General features: G+C 68.2%; 12 protein-coding genes and 1 tRNA gene. 5 read left to right on the forward strand and 8 right to left on the reverse strand.

The window, feature by feature from the left end; translation table 11 throughout:
* Positions 1-222 precede the first annotated feature (222 nt).
* The 5 genes from JD292_RS11885 to lysA all read right to left on the reverse strand — a co-directional run bounded on the left by JD292_RS11885 (position 223) and on the right by lysA (position 4,573).
* Positions 223-299 (reverse strand) — tRNA-Pro (locus JD292_RS11885).
* Positions 300-447: 148 nt separating this feature from the next.
* A complete protein-coding gene (locus tag JD292_RS11890) occupies positions 448-1,224 on the reverse strand; it encodes an amino acid ABC transporter ATP-binding protein (RefSeq protein WP_200132960.1) in 777 nt (258 codons plus the stop codon).
* A complete protein-coding gene (locus JD292_RS11895) occupies positions 1,217-2,185 on the reverse strand; it encodes an amino acid ABC transporter permease (RefSeq protein ID WP_200132961.1) in 969 nt (322 codons plus the stop codon). The genes JD292_RS11890 and JD292_RS11895 overlap by 8 nt, the downstream gene beginning before the upstream one ends.
* A 2-nt stretch (positions 2,186-2,187) precedes the next feature.
* Positions 2,188-3,126: an ABC transporter substrate-binding protein gene (locus JD292_RS11900; protein ID WP_200132962.1), complete on the reverse strand. Its 939-nt coding sequence runs from the start codon at positions 3,124-3,126 to the stop codon at positions 2,188-2,190.
* A gap of 148 nt (positions 3,127-3,274) precedes the next feature.
* On the reverse strand, positions 3,275-4,573 hold the full coding sequence (gene lysA / locus JD292_RS11905) for a diaminopimelate decarboxylase (RefSeq protein WP_200133015.1): 1,299 nt from the start codon (positions 4,571-4,573) through the stop codon (positions 3,275-3,277).
* Between the two features lie 89 nt (positions 4,574-4,662).
* On the opposite strand from lysA, the gene JD292_RS11910 reads away from it, so the two are divergent.
* Positions 4,663-6,267 carry a helix-turn-helix domain-containing protein gene (locus JD292_RS11910; protein WP_200132963.1) on the forward strand — a complete coding sequence of 535 codons (1,605 nt, stop codon included), beginning with the start codon at positions 4,663-4,665 and terminating at the stop codon, positions 6,265-6,267.
* A gap of 110 nt (positions 6,268-6,377) precedes the next feature.
* Here the strand turns inward: JD292_RS11910 and JD292_RS11915 are convergent, their stop codons facing one another.
* Both JD292_RS11915 and JD292_RS11920 read right to left on the reverse strand, forming a co-directional pair.
* Positions 6,378-6,815: a pyridoxamine 5'-phosphate oxidase family protein gene (locus tag JD292_RS11915; protein WP_200132964.1), complete on the reverse strand. Its 438-nt coding sequence runs from the start codon at positions 6,813-6,815 to the stop codon at positions 6,378-6,380.
* Between the two features lie 31 nt (positions 6,816-6,846).
* Complete coding sequence (locus JD292_RS11920) at positions 6,847-7,446, reverse strand: TetR/AcrR family transcriptional regulator (protein WP_200132965.1); 600 nt, start codon at positions 7,444-7,446, stop codon at positions 6,847-6,849.
* A 75-nt stretch (positions 7,447-7,521) separates the two neighbouring features.
* Here JD292_RS11920 and JD292_RS11925 point away from each other — a divergent pair, with 75 nt between their 5' ends.
* Positions 7,522-8,553 (forward strand): alpha/beta fold hydrolase, encoded by a 1,032-nt coding sequence (locus JD292_RS11925; protein ID WP_200132966.1) that lies wholly within the window; start codon positions 7,522-7,524, stop codon positions 8,551-8,553.
* A 123-nt stretch (positions 8,554-8,676) separates the two neighbouring features.
* The gene (locus tag JD292_RS11930; protein WP_200132967.1) at positions 8,677-9,618 is read left to right on the forward strand and encodes an NUDIX domain-containing protein; all 942 of its coding nucleotides are present in this window, start codon (positions 8,677-8,679) and stop codon (positions 9,616-9,618) included.
* Positions 9,619-9,710: 92 nt separating this feature from the next.
* On the opposite strand, the gene rraA is transcribed toward JD292_RS11930, so the two are convergent.
* A complete protein-coding gene (rraA, locus tag JD292_RS11935) occupies positions 9,711-10,181 on the reverse strand; it encodes a ribonuclease E activity regulator RraA (protein WP_200132968.1) in 471 nt (156 codons plus the stop codon).
* Positions 10,182-10,400: 219 nt separating this feature from the next.
* On the opposite strand from rraA, the gene JD292_RS11940 reads away from it, so the two are divergent.
* Positions 10,401-10,997, forward strand: a complete 597-nt coding sequence (locus JD292_RS11940; protein ID WP_200132969.1) for a TetR/AcrR family transcriptional regulator — start codon at positions 10,401-10,403, stop codon at positions 10,995-10,997.
* A 295-nt stretch (positions 10,998-11,292) separates the two neighbouring features.
* The gene (locus tag JD292_RS11945; RefSeq protein ID WP_200132970.1) at positions 11,293-12,852 is read left to right on the forward strand and encodes an MFS transporter; all 1,560 of its coding nucleotides are present in this window, start codon (positions 11,293-11,295) and stop codon (positions 12,850-12,852) included.
* The last annotated feature ends 36 nt before the right edge of the window (positions 12,853-12,888 follow it).

Genomic DNA, 12,888 nt, shown 5'->3' on the forward strand with positions numbered 1-12,888 from the left:
TTCGTTAGCTTCGGAGAAATCTACTGCTGCTTTGCGAGTATGAGCGGCGAGGCACTATGTACCTGGCGCGACCAGCATCACTGCGACCGAACCGCATCACGAAAGAAAGCCATAGCTACCGCTGTGTCGAAAGAAAAAGTTCCTCCCGCGTTTCCGCGGGAGGAACAGATCCATCTTCTAATGCCATTCTTATTCAGTCCAAAGGTTTGAATAAGCCTGTATTGGTCGGGCTGACAGGATTTGAACCTGCGACCCCTTGACCCCCAGTCAAGTGCGCTACCAAGCTGCGCCACAGCCCGTTGTGTTCCGCGGTTCCCCGGAGGGCGCCGCCGAAGCAACCCCTCTATCCTACCCATATTTCTGGCCGCCGGTGACCACGGGGCCGGTCGGGCGCGCCGCGCCTCGCCGGCCCCGCGGAAACCGCGGCGGATCGGGAGAGAAGAGAAGCTAGAGCACGCTTTGCAGGAACCCGCGGGTGCGGGCGTGCTGCGGGTTGTCGACGAGCGAGGCAGGATCGCCGGCCTCGACGACGACGCCGCCGTCCATGAATACGATCTGGTCGGCGACCTCGCGGGCGAAACCGATCTCGTGGGTGACGACGATCATCGTCATGCCCTCCATCGCGAGTTCCTTCATCACGTCGAGCACTTCGCCGACGAGCTCGGGGTCGAGCGCGGAGGTGGGCTCATCGAACAGCATGAGCTTCGGTTTCATGGCGAGGGCGCGGGCGATCGCGACGCGCTGCTGCTGTCCGCCCGAGAGCTGCGACGGGTAGTGGTCGGCCCAGGCGGCGAGGCCGACGCGTTCGAGCAGCCTGCGCGCTTCGGCGACGGCGTCGGCGCGGTTCTTCTTCGACACGATGAGCGGCGCCTCGACGATGTTTTCGAGGGCGGTCTTGTGCGGGAAGAGATTGAACCGCTGGAACACCATGCCGATCGAGCGGCGCTGCCGCGCGATCTCCTTCGGGTGCATCTCCCGCAGGTGCTGCCCCTCAGGGCGGTAGCCGATCACGTCGCCGTCAACCATGATCCGTCCACCGTCGATGGTCTCCAGGTGGTTGACGCATCGGAGGAGGGTGGATTTGCCCGATCCGGACGGCCCGAGGAGCACGGTCACCTGCCCCTCGTGCACGTCCATCGTGATGCCCTTCAGCACCTCGAGGTCGCCGAAGTGCTTGCGCACCCCGCGGATCTGCACGAGCGCGGTTTCGCTGAGTTCAGCCACGACGCTCCCCCTTCTTCTTACCGCCGCCGAGCTGCACGGCGATCGCCCCGGTCATGTCCTTCGCCTTCTGCAGCGTCGACACTGGCGCGTTGCGCTCCACGCCGCGCCCGAAGTAGCGCTCGAGGTAGTGCTGCGGGATCGACAGCAGCGACACGATGATCAGGTACCAGATACTCACCACGATCAGGAGTTCCACCTGTTTGAGGTTCTGCGCGGAGATCTGCGTCGCCCGCGTGTACACCTCCATGACGGCGATCAGGGAGAGCAGCGAGGTGTTCTTGATCATCGAGATGAGCTCGTTGCCGAGCGGCGGGATGATCACGCGCATCGCCTGCGGGAGCAGGATCCGGACGAAGGTTTCGAGCGGGCTCATGCCGAGCGAGGCCGCGGCTTCTTTCTGCCCGGAATCGACGGACAGCATTCCGGATCGAACGATCTCCGCCGAGTACGCCGCCTCGTTGAGCGTGAGCGCGATGATGCCCGCGACGAACGCGCTGAGCAGGGAGTTCGTGTCGACCTGCCAGAACACGACGTCGGTGAACGGGATCCCGAGCGTGATCTTCTCGAAGATGAGGCCGAAGTAGCCCCAGATCACGATCTGCACGAGCAACGGCGTGCCGCGGAACAACCACACGTAGAACGAGGAGAACGCGACCGCGATGGGGTTGCTGGAGAGGCGCATCGCGGCGAGGATCACGGCAAGGACGGTCGAGATGATCATCGAGATCGCCGTCACCACGAGGGTCACGCCGACGCCGGCGATGATCTCCGAATTGAACATGAACTTCCCGACGATCGAGTAGTCAATGTTCTTGTTCGTCCACAGCGCCTGGATCACCCAGGCGGCGAAGAGGAGGAGCACGGCCGCCCAGATCCAACGGCCGGGGCGCCGGAGCGGGAGCGCCTCGATGTCGAAGCGCCGGTCCTCTCCGGTCCCCACGGTTGAGGTGGTGGTCGTCATGGTTAGCCCTGGGCCGCCGTCGACGCGCCGTTCACGATCGCCTTGTCGGTCGCGAAGGAGTCGAGGTTGTGCTTCTTGAGGATGTCGGCGTAGACGCCCTCGTCGATGAGCGACTGCATGGCGAGGCGCAGCGCCTCGGTCAGCGCCTCGTTCTCCTTGAGCGTGCCGATGCCCGTGTACACGGGGTTGATACCGGCGGGGTTCTTCGGATCGTTGATCATCTCGAAGTCCTTGCCGTCGCCCGCGGTCGCGACCGTGTAGGCGGCGACGGGCGAGTCGACGGGGTACGCGACGACGCGGCCGGCCTTGAGCGCGGTCTGCGGGTCCTGCGCGGTGGGGAGCTGCTGCACCTTGACCTCGCCCTTGCCGTCGGCCTTGCAGGTCTTCGACAGGTCGGTGAGGAGTTCGAGCTGCGCGCTCGATTTCTGCACGGCCACGTTCTTTCCGCACAGGTCGTCGATGGACTTGATCCCCTCGGGGTTGCCCTTCTTCACGACGATCGAGAAGCCCGCGTAGATTTCCTCGACGAAGTTGAGGGTCTTCTCGCGCTCGACGGTGTCGTTCATGCCCGACATGATGATGTCGAACTTCTTCGCCTGCAGCGACGGGATCACGGTCTCAAATGCCTGATGGGAGATGACGATCTTGACGCCGAGCTTCTCGCCGAGTGCCTGCGCGAGGTCGGGATCGAGGCCGACCTGCTTCTCGCCTTCCAGGAGGATGAACGGCGCGTAGGGGATGCCAGCGGCGGCCTTGATCTGGCCGGCGTCGCGGATCGACTTCGGCAGCGCGGCCTCAGCGGCCTTGTCGACGCCGGAGGTGAGCTTCGGTGCGTCGTCGGCGGGCGCGGAGGATCCGCCGCCGTCGGAGCCGGAGCAGGCGGTGAGTCCGAGCATTGCGGCGAGCGCGGCTGCGGCGGTGATGCGGGCGATCTTCTTCATGGGTTCCTCTTCCTCGGGGAATGGGTGCGGCCGGGGCCGCTGATGGCAAGTGGTGGATTGGGTGTGGACGGAAAGTGTGTGGGCGGGAAGTTGTGGGGGCCGGATCGCGAGGCGGCAAGATCGCGAGGCGGGCCGATCCGGATGCGGATCAGGGCCGCGAGGCCCAGTTCTCCTCCCCCGGTCCGACGTGGTGGCCGAGGAACTCGGCATACGTCTGGCGGCGCACCGCGAGGCGGCTCTCGCCGTCGCGGCAGAACACGACGGCGGGCTTGAGCGCCCCGTTGTAGTTGTTGGAGAGCGTGTAGCCGTACGCGCCGGTCGCGGCGAGCACGATCGTGTCTCCCGTCGCCGGCGCGGCGAGGCGCGCCTGATTGACGAGCAGATCCCCCGATTCGCACTGGCGTCCGACGAGCTGGGCGGTCGTGTCGGGCTGGGCGTCGGCGCGGTTGGCAACGATGGGCGTGAACTCCATGTTCATGAGCGCCACGTTCATCTGGTCGGCGAGGCCGCCGTTGACGGCGACGAAGGTCTCCCCCGTGCGCTTCACGTTGTTCACCTGATAGGCGGTCATTCCCGAGCGGGCGACGAGCGAGCGGCCCGGCTCGATGATGAGCTCGCTCCCCTCGGGGAGGATCCGGCGTGCCGCCGCGGTGATCGCGTCGAGGTAGGTGTCGAGCGCGGGCGCGTGGTGGTTCACGTTGTAGTCGACGCCGAGGCCGCCGCCGATGTTGTAGGTGGGGAATTCGCCGAGCTCGCGCACGGCCTCGACGGCGCGCTCGAACGGCTCGACCTCGAGCACCTGCGATCCGATGTGCAGGTGGAGCCCGATCACGTTGATGAACGGGTGATCCGCGAGGCGCTCGATGAGCTCCTTCGCCTGCGGGATCGGGAGGCCGAACTTCGACTTCGGGCCGCCGGTCGAGATCGCCTTCGGCACGCGCGGATCGACGCCGGGGATGATCCGCACCAGCACGTCCTGGGGCCGGTCGAGCAGGCGGGTGAGGCGCTCGACGTCGGCCTCACCGTCGATCACGATCGCGCCGATGCCGGCGTCAACGGCGAGCGCGAGCTCCTCCTCGCTCTTGGCGTTGCCGTGGAGGTGGATGCGCTCGGCGGGGGCGCCCGATTCGAGCGCGAGCAGCAGTTCGCCGGCACCCGCGACATCGATGGAAAGTCCCTCGTCGGCCGCAATTGCGTATGCGGCGAGCACCGGAAACGACTTGGACGCAAACGCGACCTGGCTGTTCGGCCAGCGCGCGGCGAGGCCCTCACGGTAGGCGCGCATGCGCTCGCGCAGCCCCTGCTCGTCGACGACGTAGAGCGGCGTGCCGTAGGTCTCGGCGAGCTCGGGGACCGAGCAGCCGCCCACCTCGAGCGTCCCGTCGGCGCGGACTGCCGCGTGCGTCGGGAAGATCCGTCGGAACTCCGGATCGTAGAACTCGCTCATTGCCACTTGACCACTCCTTTGTCGGTGTACTCATCGACTGTAGAAAGCGGTGTGCCCAGACTTGTTATCGAATCCGATAATCTTTCGCCATGTCCTTATCGGATCCGCAAGCACCCCCGCCGCGTCTCCCGTCGGCGGCACTCCCGCTCGACCTGCTCGTCAGGCAGCTCGGCGAGGGGGTCGTCACGGTGCTGCACGCCCCGGAATCCCCGGCAGCGATGTCCGGCGTCTCCTACTTCGACAGCGAGGCCGAACCGCAAACCCTGGTGGGCCAGCTGATCCTCGTCACCGCCCACGGTGAGTTCGCCCAGGACCGCTTCGCCGCGATCTGCGCGCAGCTCGCGGACGCGGGCGCCTGCGGAATCGTGATCCGGGCCGCGCAGGGCGCTGCCGACCCGGCGCTGCTCGCGGCGTGCGACGAATACGACCTGGAACTCCTCGCACTGGCCCCGGAAATCGGCTGGCGCGAGTTCGACGCGCTCGCCAGCCGCCTCCTCGGCGAGCACGGCGCGGGCCTGCAACTCGGCACGAACTCGGGAGACCGCCTGTTCGCGCTCGCGAACTCGATCGCGCAGGTGTTCGGAGGCTCGGTCGCGATCGAGGATCACCGCCGGAACATCCTCGCCTACTCGGCGATCGCGGGCCAAGCCATCGACAGCCTGCGCGCGAACGGCATTCTGACCCGGCGCACTCCGGACGGGCCCCTCAATGAAATCCGCTACCGCCAGGTGTTCTCCACCGACGGGGTGTCGCGCTTCCCCACCGAGGAGCCGTTCTCGCCGCGTGCGGCGGTGCCGCTGCGGGCGGGAAACATCACGCTCGGCTCGATCTGGGCGATCGACCCCGAGGGGCACGACACCTCGATCCCTCTCTCCCCCGAGAAGCGCGATGTGCTGCTCGACGCGGCCCAGATCGCGGCCGGATACATCGTCGACGCGTGGCGCTTCGACCACGGCGACGAGCGTTCGAAGGAGACCGCGCTCCGCCGCTTCCTCGCGGGTTCCCCGCACGAGAACGACACGACGGTCCTCGGGATCCGCCCCGAGAAGCACTACCTGGTCGTGGCGATCGAAAGCTCACGCGCCGCGGGCGCAGACATCAGCGAGCTCCGCACGGCCGCCTCGCGCCACCTCTCCGTCTACTTCCCCGGTAGCTCCTGCACGATCATCGACGGCCGCGTCATCGCGCTCGTTCCGGCGAGCTCGACGGAGCCGGTGTCCCGCTCGCTCGAGCGCCTCGTACCGGAGCTCACCCGGCTGTCCGGCGGCTCCTGCCACTGCGGCATCGGCGAGCCGCGGCGACCGGGATCGTCGTTCGCGGTCGATGCGGAGCGCGCGATCCGGATCGCAGAGTGCGCCGCCGAGCAGGGATTCTCGCTGGCGACCTCGGAGAAGGTGCAGCCGCAGCTCGTGCTGCGGGCCTGCGCGGACGCCCTGCAATCCGACGCGCTCCAGCTGCCGGAGACGCTCGCGCTGCTCGCGGCGCAAGAGGCGGAAACGCATACGACGCTGCTGGCGTGGCTGGAGGAGCGCGGTAACGCGCCGCGCGTCGCCGAGCGGCTGCGCGTGCACGAGCAGACCGTGCGCTACCGGATCCGCAAGGCAGAATCGCGGCTCGGGATCGACCTGTTCGATCCGGATCGGACGCTCGTCCTGTGGCTGCAGCTGCGCCTCGCCACGCTCCGGCCGGGCTAACCCTTCAGCTGCGCCGCGCGACGCTGCGGCCGGACTAGCCCACCAGCTGCGCCGCACGACGCCGCGAGCGGGCTAACCTTCCAGCTGCGCCTCACGACACTATGAGCGGGCTAGCCCTCCTGCTCATCCTCGCGTCGCGGTTCCTCGCCGAAGCGGAATGCGCGCCCCGAGATGGCCGTCGGGGTGATGCGCACGAAGGTGGGTTTCAGTGTCGGGACGAACGGCTTGAGCGGCAGCGCCTCCGCCTGGGCGACCTCGGCCTCGAGCTCGAGCGCACGGGCCTCGCCGCGCACGACCACGCTCCAGCCCCCTTCGTCGTCGAAGCGGTCCACCTCGAACAGCACGTCGCTGTTGATCGTGAGCCCGGCGAGCTTGCTGCCGCCCGCGGTGCGGAAGACGAGTGTGCGACCATCGAGAACGAAGTTGATCGGGACCACATCCACGACATCGACGACGTGGGTGACGAGACGTCCGACCTGCTCGGTTCCGAGGCGCTCCCAGCACTGCTCGTCGGTGAGCTTGGTGACGGGATCGGAGATGAATTCCATGTGTCTATTATCTCGCACCTGAGGCGGAACGCTATGGGGAATTTCCCTGGTCCGTCGATCCTCTGACCCTGCGCAGTTCGGCCAGGAGGAGCCCTCTCGCTTCGGCACCGCTAAGATCCCCGATGAGCACCCGGACGGTCAGGCCGTCCGCGATCGCGAGCAGCGTGCGGGCGGCACGCAGGGACCCGTCCGCTAGGAGTTTGTCCCCCCGACCGCCAGCATCCTCGAGCAGGCGCGCGATCTCCTCCTCGGTGCCACGCTTCGCCTCGGCGAGGAGCCCGGCGATCTCCTCGTCAGCGGCCGATTTTGAGAGATAGGCGTGCCAGACGCTCGCGCCGAATCTCGCCCGATCCGAGTCCGGGATCGCGTGCAACAGAATGTGCCGGAGGCGCTCCTCGGGGGCCTCGGGCAGATCCTGATAGCGATCGTGAGCCAGGTCGATCATGGTCTCGCAGGCCGCCAGCACCAGAGCGTCGCGGGTGCCGAAGTGATGCTGCACCCGGCCGACGGACACGCCGGCCTGATCGGCGACCCGGCGAAAAGTGACGCGCTCGATCCCCCCGCCCGCGATGAGCACCCACACGGCCTGAATGATCTCCTGGCGGCGGGCGTCGGAGGGCGAGGAAACCATGCACCCACCCTAGCAATACGTTCGTATCGAATCGATGCTACGATACGGACGTATTGATTTCCGGGAGGGCGCAACGTGACGAAGCAGACGGATCCGCCGAGGCCGCCTCGGCGCTGGCCCCGGCGCGCGGCACTCGTTGTGGTGAGCGCGCTCGCCGCGGTCCAGGTCATCTCCTGGACCACCGCAACCCCGCAGGTCGGCCACTTCCGGAGCTCCGCCGATCACGACGCATACGCCGAGGCGTATGCCAGCGCCCTTTCCGAGATGCCCCCGCCCACGCGCACCTTCGACCTGGAAACCTCGTTCGGCACCGTCCGGGGTTACGAGTGGGTGGGGCCGAACGCCTCGGCCACGCCGGTGCTGCTCCTCCCCGGACGCGGCAGCGGCGTGCCCATGTGGTCGGAGAATCTCCCGGAGATGCGCAAGCATCGAACCGTCTACGCGTTCGATGCGATCGGAGACGCGGGCCCCTCGACGCAGTCCGCGCCGATCACCGACGACCGAGACCAGGCAGAGTGGATCGAGGACGCCCTGGTCCGGCTCAAGATCGAGCGAGTCCACGTGGTCGGCCACTCGTTCGGGGCAACCCTCGCCGCGGCCCTGGCGTTGCACTTCCCCGAGCGGGTGGCAACGCTGACACTGCTCGAACCGGCGTTCGTCCTCGGCTGGCCGCCGATCGGCACGCTGCTCTGGTCGATCCCGGCATCGCTCCCCTTCCTGCCGCAGGAGTGGAGAGACACCGCGGTCGCGCGCGTCGCGGGCGAGGACCCCGAGGAAATGGACCTCGATGATCCCGTCACCCGGATGATCACCCTCGGTGGCACGGGCTACTCCGCGGAGCTTCCGACTCCGCGACCGCTGTCCGACGAGCAACTGGGGCAACTCGCAATGCCGGTCTATGTCGCTCTCGCCGACGCGAGCACGATCACGCGGGGGACGGCATCCCTCCCGAAAACCGAGGCGATCCCCGATGTCACGTCAAAAGTCTGGCCGCGCACGAGCCACTCGCTCCCCATGCAGGTCGTCGTGCCGCTGACCGAGGAACTCGAAGCCCACTGGGCCTCCGGGGATCGGCCACAGCGCGCGAGCGCCGGCTCCCGAAACTGAACGCGCCAAATCCTGGCCCGTTCGAGCCATCGGCCCCGCTCCAACGCCGTGCGCCCTAAAGTTCACCCGTCATCGGGCGGAATCTCCCGGGCGTTGCCCCGCCCGGCCCGATACGCTGAAACCATGAGCGACCTGCGAGACTCCGGCGATGCCTGGGTGACCGCGTCGGACGGGGGCCGCTACTGGGGGCGCTTCGGCGCGGCCGGGCTGCTCATCCACGACCGGGATCTCGACGCGATCCTGCTCCAGCATCGCGTCACCTGGAGCGATCACGGCGACACGTGGGGCATCCCCGGCGGGGCCCGCCACGAGGGCGAGTCGGCGATCGACGGCGCGATCCGCGAGTCGCAGGAGGAAGCCGGGATCCCCGATGGGGCCGTGATTCCGCGCTACACCCACGTGCTCGATCGCGGCGGCTGGACCTACACGACGCTCATCGCCGACGTGCGCACGCCCTTCGAACCAGAAATCACCGACCCCGAGAGCCACGCGCTCGCCTGGGTGCCGGTCGACGAGGTCACAGCGCTGCCGCTGCACCCCGCGTTCGCGAAGAGCTGGGAGCTGCTGCGTCCGCTGCTCGCGAGCACCCCGACCGTGATCGTGGACGCGGCGAACGTGATCGGCTCCGTGCCCGACGGCTGGTGGCGCGACCGTCGCGGCGCCGCGGTGCGGCTGCGCGATCGCCTCACGCTGCTCGCGGCGAACCCCGCGGGCGTGCGGGCCGGATTCCTCGACCTCCCGGAAACGGAGACGCCCGGCCTGGAGCGCGCCTATCCGGACTGGATCATGATCACCGAGGGCTCAGCCCGCGGGATCGGTGGCACGGAGGTGGTGCGCGTGGTCGACGCCGCCGAGGTCGGCGACGACGCGATCGTCGCCGTCACCGAGGAGCTCGCTGCCGCGGGCGCCGTGACCACGATCGTCACGAGCGACGCCGAGCTGAAGGTGCGGGTGCGCGCCGCGGGCGGCACGACCACCCGGGGCGTCAAGAAGCTCCTGAAGATTCTGCCGAAGCTCGCCGATTCCCCGGATCGCCCCGAGGAGGTCGAGGCGCTGCCCGACTAGGGGCGACGCCCCGGATCAATCCGCTCGGGGCCGCGAATGTTCCGGCCAAGGGATCGCCGCGCGCGCCCGGGCACGCCGGACCCGCGCAGAGACTACTTCTCGACGAGGATCCCGTCGTCGTCTGCCCAGACCGTGGCGCCGGGCACGAAGCGCACGCCGCCGATCTCGACCTCGACGTCGAGTTCCCCCTCGCCCGTCTTCGTGGACTTGGCCGGGTTGGAGCCCAGGGCCTTCACCCCGAACGGGAGCGTGCCGATCGCCACGCGGTCGCGGATCGCGCCGTTGACAATGAGACCCGACCAGCCATTATCGACCGCGAGGCCAGCGATCACGTCTCCGACGAGCGCCGTCTCGAGCGATCCCCCGCCGTCGATCACGAGGACGGCGCCGTCACCCGGGCCGGAGAGCACCTGCTTGAGCAGCGCGTTGTCCTGGAAGCACTTGACCGTGCGAATGGTGCCGGAAAAACCGCTCATGCCGCCGATGTTCTGGAACTGCAGCGATACCGACTGCAGTTCGTGGCCGCGCTCGTCATACAGGTCTGCGGTGCAGATCTGAGCCATTTGGGGTCTCCCTCCGATCGGCGCCGTTCGGTCGCCGGATCTTCTTCAACGCTACCCGGTGCCGCTGACATTCGGAGCGATTCCTGCGGCAGATGACGACTTGCGCGGTTGAAATCCGGTGATGTACAAATGTACATGTACAGATGTACATCACGGGCCCGGCCGCCGCACCCGGCGATCGGAGCCCGCGAACACGATCGCACCGCACAGGAGACTCCGATGCTCGCCGAGCCGGCCGCACCGCGCAAGCGGGACCCCGAGGGGCGTCGCCGCGCCATCCTCGAGGCCGCAACGGAGCTCATCGTCGAGAGCGGCGCCGCCGCCCTCACGCACCGGGCCGTCGCCGCGCGCGCCGGCGTACCGCTCGGCTCCACGACGCAGTACTTCGCATCGATCGACGAGCTCAGGGACTCGGCGCTGCAGGTGCTCGCCGACGAGATCGAACTCTCCCTGGCTCGCATGGAACCGGCAATTGCCCTGATCCACGAGCGGCCGGAGGTCGCGCTCGCCGAGGCGATCGACTTTCTCTCGGACCGCCGCGCGGTCCTTTCGGACATCGCTCTCCTCACCACGGCGGTCACCGATCCGCGGCTCAACGAGCTGGCCCTTCGCTGGACCAATCGGCTCATCGAGATGCTCGCCGCCCACATCGGACGCGCGCGCGCCACGGCGATCGCGCTGTACCTCGACGGCGCCGCGATCAACGCGGGGCTGAGCGGCGGGCCGATCCCCGTCGCCGACATCACACGAACACTTAGAGCCCTGGTCGAGATGCCGATTCCGCTCGAGGACCCCGGAGCCCGATCTGGATCCTGATCCGGATCGCTGCGAGACCCGGATCCCGGCGGCACCGCACGGACGCGCCACCGCCACCACACCGCATCCACCCACCGAACACTCGACTCCCCCGGCCACCCCAGGCCAACTCCGTGCCCGCCGGCGGCGGACCCGTCGGCCCCACCGCACGATCGGATCACATTGCTCCGATCCGATCCGAATCGGAGCCGCCCGCTCCCCACCGCGATCAGCGGCTCACCCTCACTCACCCGCTCTGCGCCCCCGGTTTCACCCATCACCCTCACCCATCACCCCAGCATCAGAAAGGCACCCCATGTCCTCCACCCATCCCATCGCGCTGCCGCAGCCGGGCCCCATGAGCAAGGCCCGACGCTGGGCGGCGCTCGCCGTGCTCTCGGCGAGCCTGCTGGTGATCACGATGGACATGACGATCCTCAACATCGCCCTCCCCGCGCTGGCCGCGGAGCTCAACCCCACCTCGGATCAGCAGTTGTGGATCGTCGACGTGTACTCCCTGGTGCTCGCTGGACTCCTCGTCACCTTCGCAGCGGTCGCGGATCGCTGGGGTCGCAAGCGCATGCTCATGCTGGGCTACCTCATCTTCGGCGGGGCGTCGCTACTCGTGTTCTTCGCGAACAGCGCGGAGATGGTGATCGCGATCCGCGCGATGCTCGGCGTCGGCGGCGCGATGATCATGCCGGTTACCCTTTCCCTGATCAGGATCATCTTCACGAACCCGAAGGAGCGGGCGACGGCGCTCAGCATCTGGGCGGCCGTGTCCAGCCTCGGCGCGGCGGTCGGCCCGCTCGTGGGCGGCCTCCTGCTCGAGTTCTTCTCCTGGCACGCGGCGTTCCTCGTGAACGTTCCGCTCATGTTCGGCGCCGTGATCGCGGCCCTCTTCATCATCTCGGAGTCCCGCGTCGCGAAGCCGGGCCCGCTCGACGTGCTCGCAGCCGCGCTCTCGCTCGCGGGAATGACGCTGGTCGTGTGGGCGATCAAGATCTTCGGCAAGCACGCGAGCCTGTTCGTACCCGAGGCGCTCGTCGCGTTCTTCATCGGCGCCGCGCTACTCGCCTGGTTCGTGGTCCGCTGCGTCCGCAGCGATCATCCGCTGCTCGATCTCAAGCTGTTCGAGAGCCGCGTCTTCTCCGCGGGCATCATCGCTGCCCTCGGCTCGACCTTCGCGATGATCGCGGCAATGCTCCTGATCGCGCAGTGGATGCAGCTCGTCGACGGCGCGACGCCGTTCGAGGCAGGCATCCGCATGTTCCCCGTCGCGATCATGGGCGCCATCTCCTCGCTCGCGGCCCCGCCGCTCGCGAGGCTCATCGGGGCGCGCGCCGTGCAGGCGGGCGGGCTCGTGCTCGGCGGCATCGGCATGCTCGTGATCGGCGTCCAGCCGGGCACCCTGCACACCGCGACCGTGATCACCGCGCTGCTGCTCGTGGGCGCCGGCACCGGATCGCTCGCGATCGGATCCGCGATGATCATGTCCGGATCGCCGGAAGAGCGCGCGGGTAACGCCGGCGCGCTCGAGGAGACGTCGTACGAGATCGGTGCGCTGCTCGGCGTCGCCGTGCTCGGCAGCATCGCGGCCGTCCAGTTCCGGCAGGAATTCGCGGCGACCGCGGCCTTCGAGAAGCTCTCCGCGAGCTCCCCCGAGCTCGCACAGCGCTCGCAGGAGTCGCTCGGCGCGGCCGTCGCGATCGCGAACGAGCAGGGGCTGCCCGAGGTCATCTCCTCGGCCGGTGTCGCGTTCACGCACGCGATGCAGTGGGCTGGCCTGGTGGGCGCGATCCTGATGTTCGCCGTCGCCGCGACCACGTTCTTCCTCACCCCGAAGGGGACGGACATTTCGGAGGGAGCGCACTGATCTGCGCATCGGAGAGTCGCGGATTCCGGCTGAACT

It is taken from the genome of Leucobacter edaphi, assembly GCF_016522535.1.
GTDB lineage: Bacteria > Actinomycetota > Actinomycetes > Actinomycetales > Microbacteriaceae > Leucobacter > Leucobacter edaphi.